Source organism: Sediminibacterium goheungense (assembly GCF_004361915.1).
Taxonomy (GTDB): domain Bacteria; phylum Bacteroidota; class Bacteroidia; order Chitinophagales; family Chitinophagaceae; genus Sediminibacterium; species Sediminibacterium goheungense.
Map to the genome: position 1 here is coordinate 984,116 of NZ_SNWP01000011.1, position 21,012 is coordinate 1,005,127.

The 21,012-nt window shown below is 41.0% G+C and carries 21 protein-coding genes; 7 read left to right on the forward strand and 14 right to left on the reverse strand.

Going from position 1 to position 21,012, the window contains the following annotated elements:
- Positions 1 to 101: 101 nt before the first annotated feature.
- Positions 102 to 2,369, reverse strand: a complete 2,268-nt coding sequence (locus BC659_RS11950; RefSeq protein WP_133474983.1) for an aconitate hydratase — start codon at positions 2,367 to 2,369, stop codon at positions 102 to 104.
- Between the two features lie 356 nt (positions 2,370 to 2,725).
- Here BC659_RS11950 and BC659_RS11955 point away from each other — a divergent pair, with 356 nt between their 5' ends.
- Entirely contained in the window at positions 2,726 to 2,947 is a 222-nt protein-coding gene (locus tag BC659_RS11955) for a PspC domain-containing protein (RefSeq protein WP_133474984.1), read from the forward strand.
- 69 nt (positions 2,948 to 3,016) lie between these two features.
- Here BC659_RS11955 and kdsA read toward each other — a convergent pair whose 3' ends face one another.
- Complete coding sequence (gene kdsA, locus BC659_RS11960; RefSeq protein ID WP_133474985.1) at positions 3,017 to 3,838, reverse strand: 3-deoxy-8-phosphooctulonate synthase; 822 nt, start codon at positions 3,836 to 3,838, stop codon at positions 3,017 to 3,019.
- A gap of 140 nt (positions 3,839 to 3,978) precedes the next feature.
- Here kdsA and BC659_RS11965 point away from each other — a divergent pair, with 140 nt between their 5' ends.
- Positions 3,979 to 4,953 carry an NAD-dependent epimerase/dehydratase family protein gene (locus tag BC659_RS11965; protein WP_133474986.1) on the forward strand — a complete coding sequence of 325 codons (975 nt, stop codon included), beginning with the start codon at positions 3,979 to 3,981 and terminating at the stop codon, positions 4,951 to 4,953.
- Positions 4,954 to 5,085: 132 nt separating this feature from the next.
- On the opposite strand, the gene BC659_RS11970 is transcribed toward BC659_RS11965, so the two are convergent.
- Together BC659_RS11970 and BC659_RS11975 are read right to left on the reverse strand one after the other, a co-directional pair.
- Positions 5,086 to 5,823: a DUF3575 domain-containing protein gene (locus BC659_RS11970; protein ID WP_133474987.1), complete on the reverse strand. Its 738-nt coding sequence runs from the start codon at positions 5,821 to 5,823 to the stop codon at positions 5,086 to 5,088.
- 17 nt (positions 5,824 to 5,840) lie between these two features.
- On the reverse strand, positions 5,841 to 6,251 hold the full coding sequence (locus BC659_RS11975; RefSeq protein ID WP_133474988.1) for an RrF2 family transcriptional regulator: 411 nt from the start codon (positions 6,249 to 6,251) through the stop codon (positions 5,841 to 5,843).
- Positions 6,252 to 6,337: 86 nt separating this feature from the next.
- On the opposite strand from BC659_RS11975, the gene BC659_RS11980 reads away from it, so the two are divergent.
- Complete coding sequence (locus tag BC659_RS11980; protein ID WP_133474989.1) at positions 6,338 to 6,865, forward strand: hypothetical protein; 528 nt, start codon at positions 6,338 to 6,340, stop codon at positions 6,863 to 6,865.
- Here the strand turns inward: BC659_RS11980 and dapB are convergent.
- The 5 genes from dapB to BC659_RS12005 all read right to left on the reverse strand — a co-directional run bounded on the left by dapB (position 6,860) and on the right by BC659_RS12005 (position 10,795).
- Entirely contained in the window at positions 6,860 to 7,576 is a 717-nt protein-coding gene (gene dapB / locus BC659_RS11985; RefSeq protein WP_133474990.1) for a 4-hydroxy-tetrahydrodipicolinate reductase, read from the reverse strand. The two genes, BC659_RS11980 and dapB, sit on opposite strands and share 6 nt — an antisense overlap.
- A gap of 19 nt (positions 7,577 to 7,595) precedes the next feature.
- Positions 7,596 to 8,261, reverse strand: coding sequence for a DUF5683 domain-containing protein (locus BC659_RS11990; RefSeq protein ID WP_133474991.1), 666 nt, complete (start codon positions 8,259 to 8,261; stop codon positions 7,596 to 7,598).
- Positions 8,262 to 8,268: 7 nt separating this feature from the next.
- A complete protein-coding gene (locus BC659_RS11995) occupies positions 8,269 to 9,192 on the reverse strand; it encodes a ParB/RepB/Spo0J family partition protein (protein ID WP_133474992.1) in 924 nt (307 codons plus the stop codon).
- An 83-nt stretch (positions 9,193 to 9,275) separates the two neighbouring features.
- Positions 9,276 to 10,076: a ParA family protein gene (locus BC659_RS12000; protein WP_133474993.1), complete on the reverse strand. Its 801-nt coding sequence runs from the start codon at positions 10,074 to 10,076 to the stop codon at positions 9,276 to 9,278.
- 38 nt (positions 10,077 to 10,114) lie between these two features.
- On the reverse strand, positions 10,115 to 10,795 hold the full coding sequence (locus tag BC659_RS12005; RefSeq protein WP_133474994.1) for a metal-dependent hydrolase: 681 nt from the start codon (positions 10,793 to 10,795) through the stop codon (positions 10,115 to 10,117).
- Between the two features lie 212 nt (positions 10,796 to 11,007).
- On the opposite strand from BC659_RS12005, the gene BC659_RS12010 reads away from it, so the two are divergent.
- Positions 11,008 to 12,258 (forward strand): metallophosphoesterase, encoded by a 1,251-nt coding sequence (locus BC659_RS12010; RefSeq protein ID WP_133474995.1) that lies wholly within the window; start codon positions 11,008 to 11,010, stop codon positions 12,256 to 12,258.
- 69 nt (positions 12,259 to 12,327) lie between these two features.
- On the opposite strand, the gene BC659_RS12015 is transcribed toward BC659_RS12010, so the two are convergent.
- Both BC659_RS12015 and BC659_RS12020 read right to left on the reverse strand, forming a co-directional pair.
- The gene (locus BC659_RS12015; protein WP_133474996.1) at positions 12,328 to 12,909 is read right to left on the reverse strand and encodes a DUF2911 domain-containing protein; all 582 of its coding nucleotides are present in this window, start codon (positions 12,907 to 12,909) and stop codon (positions 12,328 to 12,330) included.
- A 35-nt stretch (positions 12,910 to 12,944) separates the two neighbouring features.
- Entirely contained in the window at positions 12,945 to 13,220 is a 276-nt protein-coding gene (locus BC659_RS12020) for a TIGR03643 family protein (RefSeq protein WP_133474997.1), read from the reverse strand.
- Positions 13,221 to 13,378: 158 nt separating this feature from the next.
- On the opposite strand from BC659_RS12020, the gene BC659_RS12025 reads away from it, so the two are divergent.
- Positions 13,379 to 13,969 (forward strand): porin family protein, encoded by a 591-nt coding sequence (locus BC659_RS12025; protein ID WP_162847414.1) that lies wholly within the window; start codon positions 13,379 to 13,381, stop codon positions 13,967 to 13,969.
- A gap of 94 nt (positions 13,970 to 14,063) precedes the next feature.
- On the opposite strand, the gene BC659_RS12030 is transcribed toward BC659_RS12025, so the two are convergent.
- Together BC659_RS12030 and glmS are read right to left on the reverse strand one after the other, a co-directional pair.
- On the reverse strand, positions 14,064 to 16,289 hold the full coding sequence (locus tag BC659_RS12030; protein ID WP_133474999.1) for a DUF4954 family protein: 2,226 nt from the start codon (positions 16,287 to 16,289) through the stop codon (positions 14,064 to 14,066).
- Between the two features lie 33 nt (positions 16,290 to 16,322).
- Positions 16,323 to 18,161 (reverse strand): glutamine--fructose-6-phosphate transaminase (isomerizing), encoded by a 1,839-nt coding sequence (gene glmS / locus BC659_RS12035; RefSeq protein WP_133475000.1) that lies wholly within the window; start codon positions 18,159 to 18,161, stop codon positions 16,323 to 16,325.
- 96 nt (positions 18,162 to 18,257) lie between these two features.
- On the opposite strand from glmS, the gene BC659_RS12040 reads away from it, so the two are divergent.
- Both BC659_RS12040 and BC659_RS12045 read left to right on the forward strand, forming a co-directional pair.
- On the forward strand, positions 18,258 to 18,866 hold the full coding sequence (locus BC659_RS12040) for a GNAT family N-acetyltransferase (protein WP_133475001.1): 609 nt from the start codon (positions 18,258 to 18,260) through the stop codon (positions 18,864 to 18,866).
- Between the two features lie 219 nt (positions 18,867 to 19,085).
- Positions 19,086 to 19,490, forward strand: a complete 405-nt coding sequence (locus tag BC659_RS12045; protein WP_133475002.1) for a hypothetical protein — start codon at positions 19,086 to 19,088, stop codon at positions 19,488 to 19,490.
- Positions 19,491 to 19,552: 62 nt separating this feature from the next.
- On the opposite strand, the gene mgtE is transcribed toward BC659_RS12045, so the two are convergent.
- On the reverse strand, positions 19,553 to 20,944 hold the full coding sequence (mgtE, locus tag BC659_RS12050; RefSeq protein ID WP_133475003.1) for a magnesium transporter: 1,392 nt from the start codon (positions 20,942 to 20,944) through the stop codon (positions 19,553 to 19,555).
- Positions 20,945 to 21,012: the final 68 nt, after the last annotated feature.

The window sequence follows — 21,012 nt, forward strand, 5'->3', positions numbered from 1 at the left end:
AAGTAGATAAAAATACAGTGCATATCGCTGATACTGATAGGAAATAAAAAATCCCCTGATATGATTTATCAGGGGATTTTTTATTGATACAGATAGTTTTATTAACCTGCTACCTGTTTGCGGATGATATTCAATGCTCCACCAGCTTTGAACCATTCAATCTGTTGTTCATTATAGGTATGATTAACAGAGATTTTATCAGAAGAACCATCAGCGTGGTGTAACACGATGGTTAATGGTTGTCCAGGTGCAAAAGCAGTAAGACCTTCGATATCAATAGTGTCGTCTTCCTGTATCTTTTCATAATCATTTTTATCTGCAAAAGTCAGCGCCAGCATACCCTGTTTTTTTAGGTTGGTTTCATGGATACGGGCAAATGATTTAACGAGAATGGCACGAACGCCGAGGTGACGTGGTTCCATCGCTGCATGTTCTCTGGAAGAACCTTCGCCATAGTTTTCATCACCCACTACTATTGAGCCAATATTTGCAGCTTTATAAGCGCGTTGTGTAGCTGGTACAGGACCATATTCGCCACTTAACTGATTTTTAACCAGATCAGTTTTTTCATTAAAGAAATTTACTGCACCAATCAGCATATTATTACTGATGTTATCGAGGTGTCCACGGAACTTCAACCATGGACCAGCCATTGAAATATGGTCAGTGGTACATTTGCCTTTTGCTTTGATAAGCAGTTTTAGTCCTTTCAGATCAGTGCCTTCCCATGCTGCAAATGGATCGAGTAATTGTAAACGTTTAGAAGCAGGATCAACAGCTACCTGTACGGCACTGCCATCAGCAGCAGGGGCTTGATAGCCTGCATCTTCAACGGCGAAACCACGTTGTGGTAATTCCTGTCCGGTTGGTTCATCCAGTTTAACCTGCTCACCTTTTTCATTGGTAAGAGTATCTGTGATGGGGTTAAAAGTAAGGTCGCCGGCAATGGCCAGTGCAGTTACCAGTTCCGGTGATGCAACAAACGCAAGGGTATTGGGATTACCATCGGCACGTTTTGCGAAGTTTCTGTTGAAAGAATGCACAATGGTATTACGTTCTGCTTTTTCAGCCCCCACACGATCCCACATACCAATACAGGGGCCGCAGGCATTGGCGAATACGGTGGCACCAATTTCCGAGAAAATATCAAGGAAACCATCACGCTCAATTGTATAACGTACCTGTTCACTTCCCGGTGTAATGGTATACTGTGCTTTTGTTTTTAGTCCTTTTTCTTTTACCTGACGGGCCAGACTAACGGCACGACTGATATCTTCATATGAACTGTTGGTGCAACTTCCAATCAGACCTACTTCTACTTTGGTTGGCCATCCATTGGCTGCAGCCATTTCTTTCATTTTTGAAATAGGGGTTGCAAGATCAGGAGTGAAGGGGCCATTCAGGTGTGGTTCCAGTTCACTCAGGTTGATTTCAATTACCTGATCAAAATATTTTTCAGGATCTGTATATACTTCCGGATCTGCATTTAAATAAGCGCTGATGCCATCGGCCATAGCTGCTACTTCTTCTCTTCCTGTTGCTTTCAGGTAGCGGCTCATGCTATTATCGTAACCAAATGTAGAAGTGGTGGCACCAATTTCTGCACCCATATTACAAATGGTTCCTTTACCGGTACAACTCATGGCTACCGCACCTTCTCCAAAATATTCAACAATAGCACCTGTGCCACCTTTTACAGTGAGGATACCAGCTACTTTTAAGATAACATCTTTGGGGGCTGTCCAGCCACTGAGTTTGCCTGTTAATTTTACACCAATCAGTTTAGGCCATTTCAGTTCCCAAGGTAAACCTGCCATTACATCACAGGCATCTGCACCACCAACACCGATCGCAATCATGCCAAGTCCACCAGCATTTACCGTATGAGAATCGGTACCAATCATCATACCACCCGGAAATGCGTAGTTTTCGAGTACAACCTGGTGAATAATACCTGCACCGGGTTTCCAGAAACCAATGCCATACTTATTGGAAACAGAAGCAAGAAAATCGTACACTTCTTTGCTTTCTGCATTAGCTACTTCAAGGTCTTTTTTTGCTTCCAGTTTGGCAGTAATCAGGTGATCGCAGTGTACAGTTGAAGGAACCGCTACCTTAGGTCTACCTGCCTGCATAAACTGCAAGAGTGCCATTTGAGCCGTTGCGTCCTGCATGGCCACGCGGTCAGGAGCAAAATCAACATAGGATTTACCTCTTTCAAAATTACTCAGTTGCTGATCTTTGTGCAGGTGTGCAAAAAGAATCTTCTCCGACAGGGTAAGCGGACGACCCAGCGCCTTACGTGCAGCATCAACCTTGGCAGGCATCTCAGCGTACACTTTTTTGATCATTTCAATGTCAAATGCCATGGAATCTTAAATTTTAATGTATGATTTGGTATGGCTGATTTCAGATGTCTGATATCAGGTCCCGGATTTCAGCTTTCAGCTTTCAGATGGATGATTGAAGGCCCGAAACGGGGGGGCAATCAATGTTATACCTCTGATAGGCGCAAATTTACGAAAAAAGGAGATAGTTAGTGGGCAATCGTCTATAGCTTATGGCATATAGTAAACGGTCAATATTTTATAATGAAAACCTCACCATCTATATCATATGCAATGGGCTAATGCCATTAGCTATGAACTATATGCTATATGCTAAGCGCTTTTTCACTAAAATTTTCTAATTTGCCTATTAAAGCACCCTGTTTAATCCCAATAATATGCAAAAGATCAGAGAGTTTCTTGAACTGAGGGCATTTGGCGTTTGTACCGCGATAGGAGAAAAATTGGGCATAGCCAGTTCCAGAATCAGGATGTGGTTTATTTATATTTCTTTTCTGACCATGGGCTCGCCCGTTATTATTTACATGATACTTGCTTTCTGGATCAATATCAAAAACTATATACTTGCCGGCCGCAGGAACCCGTTGAGAAACTGGTAAAACAGAGGAAGTTTCAAGAATACGTTACTTCGAAACCGGATATTCCTCTGTTTCTTTGTTCTTCTGTTTTTAAACTGCTTTCCTGAGTTTTACCAGTTGTTCCAACAGCGGTTTCAACAAATCGAGTTTCAACATATTCGCTCCATCACTTTTAGCAACGGATGGATTGGGATGTGTTTCAATAAAAAGTCCGTCTGCCCCTGCGGCAATGGCTGCTTTTGCAATGGTACCTATTAATTGCGGGTTGCCCCCAGTTACACCGCTTGTTTGATTGGGTTGCTGAAGCGAATGTGTACAATCCATAATAACAGGACATCCATGCTCCTGCATCCAGGGGATATTGCGGTAATCTACCACCAGGTCCTGATAACCGAAAGTGGTACCCCGCTCTGTAAGCATAATTTGTTGGTTGCCCGCAAGTTTAATTTTGTCAACCGCAAATTTCATCGACTGTCCGCTAAGGAATTGCCCTTTTTTTACGTTCACCACTTTGCCTGTCTCAGCCGCTGCCATCAGTAAGTCGGTTTGCCGGCATAAAAAAGCAGGAATTTGTAGAATATCTATAAAAGGGGCGGCCATGGCTGCTTCATCATGCGCATGTATGTCTGAAGTAGTGGGCAACTGATAAGTTTCACCCACTTTTTTAATCAATGATAAGCCATTATCATCACCGATACCTGTAAATGAAGAGGCACTTGTTCGATTGGCCTTTCTGTAGCTGGCTTTGAAAACATAGGGAATGCCCAGGTCCGCACATATCCTTGAAACTGTATCACCTACTTCCATCACCAGTTCCTCACTTTCCACCACACAAGGCCCTGCAATCAGAAAAAAATTATTACTGTCGTACTGCTGGTGTTTGAATAGTTCGGTTAGATAAGCGGGTATCATGGGCTTTGTTTGAGGGGTAAAATTAGGGAATTGCAGTGGTGAATGGTCAATGATCAATGGTGAATAAAACTTTCATTATTCACCATTGACCATTCACCATTCACATTTTTTCCTTTCTTTGCTGATCAAAATACGATAGCATGTCGCAGCAAAAAGAAAAAATACTTGTCATAGGCGCATCGGGGCAGATTGGGGTTGAATTAACGATGGCGCTGAGAAAAGTATATGGCAATAATAATGTGATTGCATCCGATCTGAGGGAGCAGAATCCTTTACTGGAGGGCACAGGGCCTTATGTGAGTATGGATGTGATGAATAAGGAAATGTTACATGTGCAGGTGATACGTCAGAACATCACACAGATTTACCTGCTTGCTGCCATTCTCTCTGCTACCGGAGAAAAAAATCCGAATCTGGCCTGGCACCTGAATATGCAAGGGTTATTAAATGTATTGGATATCGCAAGGGAGGAAAAATTAACAAAGGTTTACTGGCCCAGTAGTATCGCTGTTTTTGGCCCCACTTCACCCAAACAAAACTGTCCGCAACAAACCATTATCGAACCTACTACCGTATATGGTATCAGTAAATATGCAGGTGAGTTCTGGTGTAATTATTATTTCCAGCGTTATGGGGTTGATGTAAGGAGTATCCGTTATCCGGGCTTAATTAGCTACAAATCGGCACCTGGTGGGGGAACAACGGATTATGCAGTGGAAATTTACCATGAGGCTCTGGAACATGGTAAATATCAGTGCTTTCTGGAAGAAGATACCTATTTGCCGATGATGTATATGCCGGATGCCATTCGTGCAACGATGGAACTGATGGAAGCACCAGCTGATAAAATTTCGGTAAGAACCTCCTACAATTTATCAGGCATGAGTTTTTCTCCCAAAGAAATAGGTGCTGCCATTAAAGAACATATTCCAGGGTTTTCAATGACGTATGCACCCGATTACCGGCAGCAGATAGCCAATAGCTGGCCGCAAAGTATTGATGATAGTGTGGCAACACAGGATTGGGGCTGGAAACCGGAATATGATTTATCTAAGATGACAAAAGATATGTTAGATAATCTAAAAAATAAGGGAAATTCGGGGCAACGTTTTTAAAACTTTTGCTCTCATATATAATGATTTGACATCCAAGGAAATTCCTGCAATCAAATCTTTACCGGGGGGTAAACTAAAAAGAGCCGCAACTTATCAGTGCGGCTCTTGCTTTTATAGATCTTATATGCTCTATTAGAACCTGAATCCGATATTGATACCAGCTCCGCGAATACCTGCCCATGGGCCATCAGCCTGAATGCTGGCACCGGTTGAAGTAACAACGGCATTTTTAAATTTAAATGGTTTGGCATCAATACCATCGAGTTCAGCCTTAACAGCATCTCTTTCCTGTTGTGTATTAAATGCTTTTGTTACCCTAAGATCACCTTTACTGCTTCCATAATGGCCGCCAATGATCCAGATATCCAAAGTCAATACTTTGAAAATTCTATGCTGCGTACCAAACATCAGACCCCCACTGGTTGATGTGATTTTTCCAGAAACAGGGGCTTCATCTGTTACATTACCAGAACCATTATTATATGTGTACTTAATAGGTGCTGTGATATCAAAAGATGCAAAACGCATATATGGTGCTACATAGAATCCTCTGAGGTTACCTTTACCTAAATAAAAACGTACTTCTGGGGTAAAAGCTGTATTGCCCATTTTAAAATTATTGAAGTTGAAGTCGGTACCATCTACCAGGTTTTCAAAAGTACTTTTGAATGGTAACGATCCTTTTGACATGGTTCTGAAACCGAGTGAAGCAGAAATTCTTCCGGTTAACTTTCTTTCATAAGTAAGGTGAAAGTTTTTGGCAACAAGTGAACTCAGGTTGAGTTTTACGATGTTTTTACCGCTTAATACAGGTACCTGTGCTTCCGAAATAAAAGGAAGACAGATGAATACAAAGAGCCATTTTTTCATACTGTTAGTTTTAGTGGTTACAAGGTAGTCAGATCGGCTACTGTTTTATTTTCGAGAATTTTTAAAGTATTGTCTCTCACTTCAATCATGACCTTATTCAAACCGCATTTCTTTTCATTGCAGTCATGACATTTTTCATAGAAATTGAGACTTACGCAAGGCAGTAAAGCAATCGGGCCTTCAATCAATCGCATTACTTTGGCCAGGGGGATTTTGTTGGGCTCGATATTGAAAAAATAGCCTCCACCTTTCCCTTTTTTACTGTCTAAGAGTCCTGCTTTTTTTAATTCAAGCAGTATGTTTTCCAGAAATTTAAGCGGGATTTTCTTTTTGCTGGCTATTTCAGCTATAAGTATCGGACCCTCTTTTTTGCGTTCTGCCATAAAGGTAAGGGCTTTAAACGCATATTGAGTTTTTTTTGACAACATAAGGGTTACATTGAGGGGGTATACATTAATGGTGCAACTTTATATCATTGACCAAAAATGATTTTCTTTACAAAGAAATCAATCTCATGCGAAAAATATCAAAACTTTCTTTATTTGTCATCATAATGATGATTTTTTCTACCACAGCAGAGGCCCAATTGCTTAAAAGGCCCCGGGCCTTGGCATTTGGTAATATTGCATATGCATCACCTGCCGGTAGTGGGTTGGATGCCAATTACAGGGGGGGTGTGGCAGCTGAGTTTGGTGGAGGGTTGGGTTTAGGTAAAACCATTTTTACCGGTAGTGTAGGGTATCAGTTATTCAGCAGCAGACCGGGTGTTGCTGCAGGCAACCTTCGTATCATTCCTTTAAAATTTGGCGTAAGACGTTACCTGGCAGGAAGTATTTTTTTGCAGGCACATGGGGGGCTTGCTACCCAAAGCTATGCGCATAGCGGTACAAAAGGCTCTTCTTTTGTGTATGAGTTAGGAGGAGGACTGAAATTGCTAAAACTACTTGAAATACAGCTAACCACCAATAGCTGGAAACAACCTGTATCCACAACCAGATCGAATGCATGGTTTCTGAAAGCAGGCTGGTCGCTACGCTTATAAACCCAGTACTTCTTTCATGCTCAATACTCCCTTGTGACTAATAGCATATTCTGCTGCCAGAACCGCACCGCCTGCAAAACCTTTTCTATTGTGGGCAGTATGAATAATTTCAATATCATCGATAGGGGAACTATACCTGATTTTATGTGTACCCGGAGCGGGGTCAATTCTTTCTGAAATAATAGAAAGGTCTTCCGGGCGTGCAGCTGCTGTATTTACCCATTGTTTCTTTGTAGTAATAGCTGCCATAATTTGTTCTGCAAGTGTAATGGCAGTGCCACTGGGTGCATCTTTCTTCTGGGTATGATGTATTTCTTCCATTGAAACATCGTACTCCTGGTGTTTACTCATAAGTCTTGCCAACTGCTGATTGATCTCAAAAAAAAGGTTTACACCGATACTATAGTTGCTTGCATAAATAAGCGTTCCTTTTTTCTCTTCGCATAATTGTCTGGCTGCTTCAAATTGATCTAACCAACCAGTAGAACCACATACTACGGGAATGCCTAATTCAAGGCATTTTGTTACATTACTGAAAGCACTGTGTGGGCTTGTAAACTCGATGGCAACATCTGCTTTGGCAGCATTTTCTGCATTGAGTTCGTGTGCATTGTTAAGGTCTACTTTTAATACAATTTTATGGCCTTTTGCTATTGCAATTTCTTCAATGGCTTTTCCCATTTTACCATAGCCAACTAAGATAATATTCATTGTTTGCTCTTTATTGCTGTTATCTGATGTTCACCGGTTTTCTGGGCGGCGATTTAATATTCATAACAAGTCCAAATCCCGGCGACCTTGTAACAGGATTAAAAGTAGGTGTTACCTGCATACTCAGATCGCTGCTCACATCAAAATGTTTGAGATGGGCAAAAACGGTGGCGTCAGCAATCTGTAGGCCGTATGCAATGATAAACCATAAGATAGAATAGTCTCTGTCTCTCCGGAATGCATTACGGTAGCTTTGCATTGATGTAATACTAAGGCCTTTTAGCTGAGGATCAATCAATCTGTAATCCGTACTGTCATAACCCGGTGCCTGTGCCTTAAACAAAGCTTCATAAGCAAACTTTGTTTTTTTGTACATACTATTATTGTAGAAATAAGTAATGGTAGGTATGGCTAGTATGCCATATACAATTGGTATTTTCCAGTATTGTTTGTTATAAGCCTGTCCCCAGCCCGGCAACAATGCACGACGGGTAGCGATTTTTGGGATATGTGGCTTGGTTGCTTTTTTGGGTATGTCTACACTATCTTTTTTGATAATAGTAGTATCCTGCGCCTGGTTGAACATGCTGGTGCCCGCCAACTGCTCTTTATCAGATTGAGCCTTTACAGCGAGAGCCCCTGTACAAAGGGCAAATGATAGTATGAATAGCCGGAATACACGCATGTAATTATTAGCTCACCGTTACATTCATGGCATCTAGTATTTTGTTCAGTTCTTCCAATGAAAAATACTCGATGGTGATGCTGCCATAGCCTTTTTTATTATGCACCATTTTTACTTTGGTGGCAAAATGCGATGCTAAGTTATCCTCAATTTTCTTGTATGCCGGTGGCAGGTCAGTTTTTGCAGAAGATTTAACAGCCTCTGTTTTATCTGCCAGATACAATTTACGAACCAATTCTTCTGTTTGGCGAACACTGAGACCGCGTTGCTGAATTTCCTTGTATACGTATAATTGTTTGTCAACTGTATCGATATTGATCAGTGCACGTGCATGTCCCATACTGAGGTTACCGTTTCTTACGGCCAGTTGGATGTCGGGTGGTAATTTCAGTAACCGGATATAATTGGTAACTGTACTTCTTTCCTTACCCATTCTCTCTGCTACCTGTTCCTGCGTATAGTCCAGTTCATCCATCATACGTTTATAGCTCAATGCAATTTCCACAGCATTCAGGTTTTCACGCTGTAGGTTTTCCAATAAAGCCAGTTCCAGTAATTGCTGATCATTGGCCTGTCTGATATATACGGGTACATCTTTTAACCCGGCCAGTTTTGCGGCACGAAAACGGCGTTCACCCGCAATCAACTGGTATTTATTACCAGCTAATTTCGAAACCGTCAGCGGCTGAATGATATCATGTAGTTTTAATGACTCTGCCAGTTCTTTCAAGGCCTGTTCATCAAAATCGCGTCGGGGCTGCTTGGGGTTGATTTGAATATCGCCCAGTGGTATACGGCTGATATGGGTAACCTGCTCCACTACATCGGTTTTTAAAGCACCGGATGTGGTTTTCAGATCTGCATCAATATTCTGTAATAAAGAGCGTAGCCCTTTGCCAATCAGATCTTTATTTTGTTTTGGGTTGGTCATGGTAGCTTATGGTTAATGGCCTATGGCTAATGGTTAATAGCAAATAATGATGTTTGCATACAAAATTTACTATTCGCTATAGGCTATTCAATAATTCTTTCTTCATTCGACATTTTTGTGAGCCCGTTGTTCTGTAATATTTCCTTTGCCAGGTTCAGGTAATTAATCGCACCCTTACTTTCTGCGTCATATAATATTACCGGTTTGCCTACACTTGGAGATTCACTTAAACGGGTATTCCGGTGAATGATGGTCGAGAAAACCATTTCATCAAAATGTCTTCTCACTTCGCTTACTACCTGATTGCACAATCGTAAACGACCGTCATACATAGTCATTAATATACCTTCTATCTGTAATTCAGGGTTCAACCGGCTTTGTACAATCTTAATCGTATTCAACAATTTGCCCAGCCCCTCCAGCGCAAAAAACTCACATTGCACCGGAACAATGACACTATCAGATGCAACGAGTGAGTTTACGGTAATCAACCCTAATGAAGGAGAGCAGTCGATAATGATAAAATCGTATTTATCTTTTACCGCATCAAGTATTCCTTTCATCACATTCTCTCGATTCGGATAATTGATCATTTCAATTTCAGCACCTACAAGATCAATATGCGATGGAATAATGTCAAGATTCGGAATCTCGCTTTTGAGTATTACATCAGCCGCTACAGCATTATTTACCATACAGTCGTAAAGGCTGCTGGTGATATTATGCAGATCGAATCCAACACCCGTGGTACTATTGGCCTGTGGATCGGCGTCAACCAGTAAGGTTTTAAATTCCAATACGGCCAGGCTCGCCGCCACATTTATGGCCGTGGTTGTTTTACCGACGCCTCCTTTCTGATTGGCAACTCCAATAATTCTCGCCATAATTTTCTGCTGTCCGTAAATAACGAACGTTTTATGTTTTAAAGGTCTATAGAAGCCCCGATGGGAGGAAGAAATAATTCCTTGCCTGCCGCAGCAAATGATTGCTTCGCCGCTTCCGTATCAATTTTAATAAAACCAAATGTATTGTAATGAACACCTACTACACGGTTACACTGAACAAAATCAGCACAACGTACTGCATCTTCCACATCCATGGTAAAATTATCGCCCAGTGGCAGTATGGAAAAGTCGAGTTTGCTCCAGACAGGAATCAGCTGCATATCTAATGTAAGTGCCGTATCGCCACTGTAATAGAAGTTACCTTCATCCGTCATGCATAAAAACCCCATCGGGTTACCACCATAACTACCATCTGGTAAACCGCTGCTATGTTGTGCCACTACACATTTTACCGTGCCGAAATCAAAGGACCATTTCCCTCCGGTATTCATAGGGTGTGTTGCGGTAATCCCTTGCTTATTGAGCCATTCATGAATTTCCCAGGAAGCAACCACAGTAGCGCCGGTTCTACTGGCAATACTCACAGCATCAGCTATATGATCAGCATGTCCATGCGACAGCAAAATATAGTCTGCCTCGATACTGTTTACATCAATATCTTTTGCAAGCTCATTATAAGTAATAAAAGGATCGAAAAGAAGCTTTTTTCCCTTCACTTCAACCAGAAAACAGGAATGTCCGTAATAAGTCAGTTTCATATTCACCAAAGTTTTGAAGGATGCCAAAAATACGGTTTCGGGCACATCTTTTGAAAGAATATTATCCATAAAAGGCAGCGAGTAGTAAATGGCATATAGCTAATGGTTAGTATATATAGCCATTCGTCATAAACTATCAGCTATTCACCCCGCCTATTCCCAAAATGCAATATTTTCACCATCTATACGTCCATCAATACTAAAATCATAACATGCGGAATGCTGGTACGCTCTGGATTATTGCCTTAATTATGCTTTTACTGGATTTTTACGTGTTCCAGGCGGTGCGGGTAGTCACACAAAACCTTTCTGAAAGAGCCCGGTTATGGGTTTATATTGGTTATTGGGTATTGTCGGGTCTGGCTTTGATAGCCATCCTGTCATTCCCCTATATCCAGGCATTGCAAAGTTCGAAATTCTACCGGAACTATGTTTTTGCCATTCTTGTCGGTTTATTCTTTGCCAAACTCATTGCCACAGTTTTTTTCCTCACAGATGATCTCCGTAGAGCAGCTGTATGGCTCATGAGTAAAATATTTCCTGGTACGGGTGCCCAGTATATGAGCAATAATGGTGCAGGTATACCCCGGTCTACTTTTCTTAGCTGGATGGGTATAGGACTTGGAAGCTCTCTTTTTGGTACACTGTTATATGGGTTCAGCAATAAGTATAATTACCAGATAAAAAGAATCAAGCTGACTTTTCCGAACCTCCCATCTTCTTTCAAGGGGATGAAGCTGGTGCATATCAGTGATATTCATAGTGGTAGCTTTCAGCATAAAAAAGCGGTGAACCATGGCATTGACCTGATTCTGCAGCAGAACCCGGATCTTATTTTATTTACAGGCGACCTGGTTAACGACAGGGCCAGTGAAATGGATGAATACAAGGAAATTTTTGCCAGACTCAAAGCACCGATGGGTGTTTACAGTACCCTTGGTAATCATGATTATGGCGACTATGTTGCCTGGCCAACTACTATGGAAAAAGCCGCCAATCTGGAAGCTTTGAAAAAAGTGCATAAGGATATGGGTTGGCGTTTATTAATGAATGAACATGTGAAACTAGAGCGAAATGGAGAACAGATAGCTTTATTGGGCATAGAAAACTGGGGTGCGAAAGGAAGATTTCCCAAATATGGAAAAATGAATGAAGCCTATCCCGGCACAGAAAATACACCTTTCAAAATACTCATGAGTCATGATCCCAGCCATTGGGACGCTCAGATAAGAACGGAATATCCGGATATAGATCTTATGCTCGCAGGCCATACCCATGGTATGCAGTTCGGGATCGAGAACCCCTACTTTAAATGGAGCCCCGTTCAATGGATGTACAAACAATGGGCCGGCCTGTATGAAGAAGGCAAACAGAAGCTATATGTAAATCGTGGATTTGGTTTTATTGGTTATCCCGGCAGGGTAGGTATACTACCTGAGATTACGGTGATTGAGCTTTCGTAGAAATTTTAAGTGAGTCAGTAGGTGTATATTTTACTGACTACTGACTACTCACTACTCACTGTTCCTCACTCAGGATACCTTCACCGGTAGAACAAGTTTCAGGTACTCCCATTCAATGGTGATGGCTGCTTCTTTATCGATTTTTTCTACACGGTAAGTTAGGCGCTGTGTTATTTTATTTGTTTTAACGGGTTTCACTTTTACCCTTACCATATCTTCTGCCTGATTATATTCATCGGCAAGATGCTGCTGGCTTTTTGTATTGATAATGAGGGTCCATTCATCTCTTCCCGGAATGGTAAATAAGGCATATTTTCCTTTTGGAATCTTTTTACCTCCAATGGTAACCTGTGTTGAAAAATCTACAGTTGTGGCATTGTGTGCCCCTGTTGCCCATACCTGATCGTAAGCAACCAATCCACCCCAGATCATTCTTCCTTTTACACCCGGTGATCCATATTCAATATGAATATGGGTATTGCCGATGGTTTCCATAGCCACTCTTTTCGGACTGCTTTTCATGGTATCTTTTGCAATCAGTCCCCTATTTACACTATCTGCATATCCATCACCCGACTGATGCTGGTGTTGTGCAATAGCTGTGTTATTGAAAAGAATCAATAAAGCAATCAGCGAAGAAAGAAGTCGCATGGGAAATGATTTATGCAAATAAACAAAGAAAAGACCTAACGTTTACTGATCTTATTCAGGCTGATGGTTCGCTGACGTGTACATTTGAAACGTTTTACCCCCTGGGTTCTTAATTGTTCATGTTTGCTATTGCGTCCTTTCATTCTCTTGCGCCACATCCTGAAACTGCTTTTTTTACTGTGTTTCCGCATCAGTGCTATCACCTGCGGCTCTTTGATACCGAATTGAAAATGAATGGCTTCGAAAGGTGTACGGTCCTCCCACGCCATTTCAATAATCCGGTCAATCTCTTTTTCCGTTAAATATTCCATAAAGCTTTAACAATTGCAATAAAAAAACGTTGACTGGCGTTACAGCCTTATTACGGAAATCTTTTTTGATCTGAGGTACAACGAAATCGACCCTTTGTGGGTCTTAGAAACGAGTTTGGCACGGTGCTTGAATATGTTAGATGAATAAAATAAACCTTATGAAGAAAGTATTATTAGCAGTGTTTGCGGTAACCCTTGTTACAGCTACATTACAGGCACAAGGCATCAGGCTGGGCGCCAAAGTGGGAACCAATTTAAATAAAGTTTCAGGGCAGTCTTTCAGTGATGGCTTCGATCTGGCTTACCATGTAGGTGGTTTCCTTGAAATAGACTTTAATAAAAAATGGGGTATTCAGCCGGAAGTATTATGGAGCCAGACGGCTACTAAACGTTCCAGCTTTAATACCATATATGCAAGTGAAATCAATCCATTGAACAACCAGCAAAAAATTAAGCTGGACTACCTCAGCATCCCGGTATTATTCCGTTATAACGTAGGGGGTATCCTTACATTAAACCTGGGTCCCCAGTTCGGAATCTTATTAAATCAGGATAAGACCCTTCTGCAGAATGGCGAATCAGCATTTAAGAGCGGTGATTTCTCCATGGTAGCTGGTGGACAACTGAACTTTAAAGTTTTACGTATCTATGGAAGATACAATATCGGTCTGCAGAATATCAATGATATCGACAATAAAGATAAATGGACAAACCAACAGATTCAGTTGGGTCTGGGGTTGAGGTTTTAAAATCCAATATCCATCAGGATTTTAAACCCGGGGTAATCTTCTTTCGAAGATTACCCTTTTTTATTTAACATATGAAAAGTCTATGATGGGGCGATCATTTAATTTTAAATGTCTTTTTCAGTCCCGCTATTTTCTGTTTAAAAACGGTCAATTCTGTAAGCTGTTGTTTGATAAAGCTATTGTCTTCAAGTTTACCAACTACTACATTCATTTCTTCAAAACTTTCATATACCATTTTGCGGAAAGGGTTCTGGTAATCTTTTGCTCTTGAGTCATGGATTCCCTTTGTCATCCATTCTTTGGTGGTAAGGGTATTGTTTAATAACTGACTTAACTGATCTTGCGTGAGTTTTTTGAAAGAAAGTTCTGCTATTTCTGCCAGTGAAGCCAGCGCATGTGTTCTTTTTTGGGCCGGATATTTATTTCCGAGTATGATATACTGTGCATGCACATCATCCCATGATTTTATTTTACCGGTTTTGATTCTTTCTTTCAACTGTAGATGGTCTTCAGCAGTAATAAGCTGCCCCCCAATATTTACCCATTCGCCTCTTTTTATTTTTAAAGGGATGGCTGCTTTTAATGCGTCAACCGATTTTATCTGCAGCTCAGTAATGAGGTCTAATAAATGAATGCATCCGTAATAGCGGATCAGTTCGATAAAAAGGTGGTAAGCAATACGGGCTTTGGTAATGACTACTTTTCTTTTGCTGTTTTCAAAACCGTCAACCGTAATTTCCAGATCATCTACCAGTTTATTATTGCCGGTTAACAATTGCTTGCCCATTACAATGGCTTCTTCCTGTGAAAGTATTTTTTTGCTGTTATTTTGCTGCTGATGGTAGGCCCTGCCTGTGGCTTCTTCAATAATGGATAAGGAGGCAAACATTTCGTTCACAGTATCCGGGGCTAGGTAATCATATTCAATCAACTGAGCCCTGTCTGTTCTTTTGTCTCTGTCAACATACTTCCAGGCATTTCTTGCCAATGCATACATATTATAGAGAAACCAGTAACCTGGCATAATGACCAACTGATCTTTGCTCACATCATTGCTTACAAGCGAAAAAGGTAAACGGATATTAAGTTCTGAAGGATAATCGCCTTTGGTGAGAATGGTGAAGCCCGCAAATACAGAATTGTGTTTCAGGCTTACACAGAGCCCCGGCCAGAAACCACGTCCCATAATAATTTCACCATCTGCACCACGGCTATTATGGTTGGAACCAATGGTGGCACCTGCGGCAATATTACTTTGCCCCATTACCAGCGCGGCGCATAAGAATGAATTATTATGGTGTTGCTCGTGTGCAGGGAAAATCAATGAGTTTAATACTTCGCAACAGGAGATGGTTGCATTGTGACCCAGGTACGAGTTAATGAGCCTTGCCCCATATTTTAGTTGTGAATGCGAAGCCATAATAAAACGTACAGCTTTCACACCATAAAACATTTTGCAACCAAAGCCAATGATACCATTTACAGCTTCGCATCCTTCACCAATTTGTGTGCGACCTTCTTCTCCTGAATTTATGGTAAGATTTTTAAGTTTATTGGCTCCTTTAATATACGCATCGGAACCAATCCATACATCTTTGATGATGTTACAGTTTTTAATAACCGTACGGTCGCCAATTTTGCCATAATAGCCTCTTTTGTTATCGAAACGAGCTTCGGTGAATGACCTGAACTTTTCCTGCAATACATGATCATGCTTATCGCGGCTCCATAAATAAGCATCTCCGGCAAGCATCCCATTGAAAGGTAATACACGCCTGCCGGTATTTTCATTGCATATCTCCATCCATATGCGCACTTCTTCCGATTCACCTTGTTTAATGATACCATTGCCGAATTTGGCATGATTGGTAACTACCAATTCATTTACATTGGTAATAATCACTTCACTGCCTATGATATAATGAGAGAGATAGTTGACATTATCGATACAAACATTATCCCCGAAATCGCAACTAATGATCGTTGAATTATAAAGTCCAACTGGTACTTTAAGGTCACTGAAGCCAAGGCAATAGGGTTCGAGTTTACCGATACGTACCAAACCATAAAACTTACAGTTTTTTACCAGTTCTGGGTTGAAGGCATCAGATACGAGTATTTTATTCCAGTCGTCAGTTGTATTTCTGTTACGAACCAGCACTTCAATTTCATAGGCATTCAGCATACGATATGTGATACCATTTCTGTTCTGCATATTCCTTAGATAATACTCATCCTTGCCTTTAGGCAGGTATTCTGTACCTAGAAAATGGTAACCCAGTGACGATAGCGTGGTTTTTGAAATCTTGTTTTGCGACATGAACAGACTGATTTGAATAACTGTGAATGGATATTATTCTACCGTAACACTTTTGGCCAGGTTTCTGGGTTTATCTACATCCAATCCTTTGGCCAATCCAACATAATAACTCAATAGCTGAAGTGGTATGGTACTGAGCAAAGGTGCAATTACTTCATCTGTATCCGGGACAAACATTACATCATCAGCCATGCCGGGAATAATATTATCATTAGTGGTTGCCACAGCAATGACCATACCTTTTCTGGCTTTAATCTCCTGTACGTTCGAAACAATTTTTTCATAATAGGAGTCCTTGGTAGCAACAAATACCACCGGCAATTTATCGTCAACCAGTGCAATAGGACCATGCTTCATTTCCGCTGCCGGATAACCTTCTGCGTGTATGTAAGAAATCTCTTTGAGCTTCAGTGCCCCTTCCAATGCAACAGGAAAATTATAGCCACGCCCGAGGAAAAGGAAATCGCTGGCATCTTTGTATTTTTTTGCAATACGCTGAATGTTGGAAGTGTCTGCCAGTATTTCCTTTACTTTTTCTGGAACGGCTTCGAGTTCTTTCATCAATGAGAGATAACGGCTTTCTTCGATGGTACCTTTTGCATAACCGATTTTCAGTGCCATCATAATAAGGACAGCCAGCTGACCAGTGAATGCTTTTGTACTGGCAACACCAATCTCTGGTCCTGCATGTGTATAAGCACCTGCATGGCTAAGTCTGGCAATACTGCTGCCCACCGCATTCACGACGCCGAAAATAAAAGCACCCTTTTCTTTGGCACTTTCCAATGCAACAAGTGTATCAGCCGTTTCTCCACTTTGCGAAATCGCAATAATAACATCGCCCTTATTAATGACTGGATTTCTGTAACGAAATTCTGATGCATATTCTACTTCTACCGGTATGCGGCACAATTCTTCAATCTGGTATTCTGCTATTAAACCTGCGTGCCAGCTGGTTCCACAGGCCACAATTAAAATACGTTGTGCATTTTTTAAAGCATCGATATGGTTGTCTACACCGCTCATAATAATCTGACCGGTTTGCGGTAGTAATCTGCCTCTTAAGCAATCGAAAATCGTATCGGGTTGTTCATATATTTCCTTCAGCATGAAATGTTCATAACCACCTTTCTCAATAGCGGCCAGTTCCATGTCTAATTTGGTAATGAAAGGTGTTTGTTTTTCATTACCCAGATTTTTAAGAATAAGTTCATCTGCACGAACAATTGCTATTTCATAATCATTTACATATACCACTTCTTTGGTGTATTCAATGATTGGAGAAGCATCACTTGCCAGAAAATGTTCTCCTTTGCCGATTCCGATTACCAGTGGACTCCCTTTTCGTGCTGCAATAATGGTTTCAGGATCATCTTTTGAAATGAGCAGGATACAATAAGCACCCACTATTCGTTTCAATGCAATACGTAAGGCTTCTTCGAGTGAGCAGTCATTGTTTTTTTTGATGTCCTCTATGAAATTCAGTAATACTTCCGTGTCGGTATCACTTTTAAAATCATAACCTTTTGAGATCAACTCCTGTTTGATAGGGGCATAATTTTCAATGATACCATTGTGTATCATGGCCAGGTTACCACTCTGCGATACATGCGGGTGCGCATTTCTGTCGCTGGGTTCACCATGTGTTGCCCAACGTGTATGACCAATGCCAATATGGGAGTGTACATCTTTACCCATGGTGTCCTCTTCCATTTCGGAAACCTTTCCTTTCTTTTTATAAACATTCAATTGCCCATTGTTCAGCAAGGCAACACCGGAACTGTCGTAGCCACGGTATTCTAATCTTTTCAAACCTTTTAATACAACAGGATAGGCTTCTCTGTGTCCTATATAACCTACGATACCGCACATAATTTTTCTCTTTAACGGGTAAAAAATCAACGCTAACTTTCCAATATAGGAGTTATCCGTTTTTGCAAATATGACACTCAAACTTAAATAAATTCAATGCATTACACATTTGATCTTTCAAAAGATTATATACTGGAAGATGATTGCGTTTTATTGCGGCCTTTAAACCGGGATGATTGCGGTAATTTGCAGTATTTTTCCCGGAATGAGCCTGAAATCTGGACTTATTCTTCGCAGAAAGCAGCAGGCGACGATAATCTTAAAAAGTACATAGAATTTGCAGTCAACGCCCGTGCAGGTGGAACAGAATATCCTTTTATTGTGTTTGATAAAAAACAGCAATCTTATGCCGGTAGTACCCGTTACTATGATATACAGCTACAACACCTGACCCTGCAACTCGGATTTACCTGGTATGGTAAAGCATTTCAGGGAACGGGTTTGAATAAACATTGCAAGTTTTTGCTTTTACAGTTTGCATTTGAGCAAATGAGAATGGAAAGGGTTGAATTTAGGGCCGATAATAATAATGCACGCAGTATTGCTGCTATGAAAAGTATAGGCTGTACCGTAGAAGGGGTTCTGCGGAGCCATACTATAAAGGCAGATGGGGGAAGGCGCGATTCAATCGTACTCAGTATTCTCAGACAGGAATGGTTTGACCATGTAAAAGAAAGCCTGCATAAGAAAATCGCTGATGTTTGATGGAGGATGTCGGATATAGAAAAGAAAGTATCCATGTCATAAGCCTTTATTCTTCTGGTATCCTGTGTCTGCTTTCTTATCTTTTTTTTCCTGTTAGATACTCATAAATCGGTAATTATCAGGCAACTGCGTATTTTCACAGGTAGAAGTACAGATAATTCTACGTATATTTGTAGTATAGACAGTTCCCCCCGCTGATTCTTATTTATTATTTTTTTTATGCAACAGCGGACCTTTATTACCAACGCAGAAGATATTCGTAGCATTGCCAGGGATATCTCCATTTTTTCCTGTAAGAAACAAATCTTCAAAGTGCAATTAAATCAGTTTTCCGAAACTGAAAATTTTGAAGTCGAGAAAAAAGTGGTTAGGTTATATTCAATCGGGCAACACGGATTCTGGACAGTTTTACCTGTGTACACCACTCTGATTTATCTCTCTATGGTTTTTGCAGCTATCATTCCTTACAATGAACTGGGAATTGTGCCAACCATTCTTTTATATGCCCCCTTTTCGCTAGGAGCCATCTTATTATTGAGAGCTTCGGCTACCTTGTATGCAAAAAGAGCATTGATAAAACTTGCAGCAGACTTACACACAGCTCCCTCTTTTACATTTGGATAGTTTTCTCATTCGGTTGATACAAGTTCCATCTCAGCCGGTGGAACTTTTTTATGGTAGATCTGTTACAGCAATAAACCCTGCAGGAAAAAATAGGCAAAACTGAAGTAGATAATTAACCCCGTAACATCAACAAGGGTGGCCACAAAAGGTGCAGAGGAAACCGCCGGATCGGCACCTAATTTTTTGAGAAAAATCGGCAGCATCGATCCCGATAAAGTACCCCAGAGCACCACACCAATCAATGAAAAACCAACTGTAAAAGCAATCATCATCCAGTGCTCTCCATAAATTTCCGGGAAAAAAGAATGCCATACCGATACGCGCACAAAACCTATAATACCCAATACACTACCCAATAACAAACCACTTAGTATTTCTCTTCTTAATACCCGCCACCAATCACTGATCGTAATTTCACCCACAGCCATTGCCTGAATAATCAGCGTAGATGCTTGTGAGCCGCTGTTGCCACCACTGGAAATAATCAATGGAACAAATAAGGCCAGCACCACCGCTTTGGCAATTTCATCTTCAAAATAACCCATGGCCGTTGCAGTGAGCATTTCTCCTAAAAACAGCACAATTAACCAGCCCACCCTTTTCCTGAAAAGTTTGAATAGCGGAATATCAAGATAGGGTTCGTTCAATGCTTCAGTACCACCAATCTTTTGCATATCCTCACTAAATTCTTCATTGGCTACCCATAACATGTCATCAATGGTAACAATGCCGAGCAGGATATTATGATCGTCAACAACGGGTAATGCCACCCGGTTATTCATTTTAAATACCTGATTGGCATGTTCCTGATCATCATTTACATTCAGAGAAACTACACGGCCATCAATAATTTCATCCAGTCTCTTATCCGGTGCAGCCAGAATAACGTCTCTGATACGGATATCATCTATTAATGCACCACTTTCATCAATTACATAAATAACATCAATGGTTTCGCTATTCTTGCCAAATTTGCGTATAGTACTGAAAACCTCCGATACTTTATTATCAGCATATACATACACATAGTCAGGTGTCATGAGTCTGCCAACACTATCTTCCGGATAACCCAGCATTGCCAGCGTAATCTTGCGTTCTTCCGGGTCGAGTAATTTAATCAGGTCGCGGATAGCAGCTTTGGGCAATTCTTCCAAAAAGTCAGTCCGGTCATCTGCCGGCAATTCGTTCAATAACTCAGCTGTTTTAGAAGAAGGCAGTTCCTTAACAATATCTTTTTGCTGGGCAATATCTAGAATCTTAAAAACACTGGCCGCCCGGTGAATGGCCATATTGGCAATAATCTGAGCTTCATAGTCGGGAAAATCATTGATCAGCTCGGCCACATCGCTGATATTCTGGTGATCGAGGAATTCCCTGATCTCCAGTTTATCTTCTTTCGCAATAAGCATTTCAAACTGCTCATTGATTCCGGGCTGTTCTAGTTCAAGCGACATGACTGCAATTTACGGGGGAATCAGCAATGGGCAAACCGGTACACATATAAATAGCGTAATTTGTACCC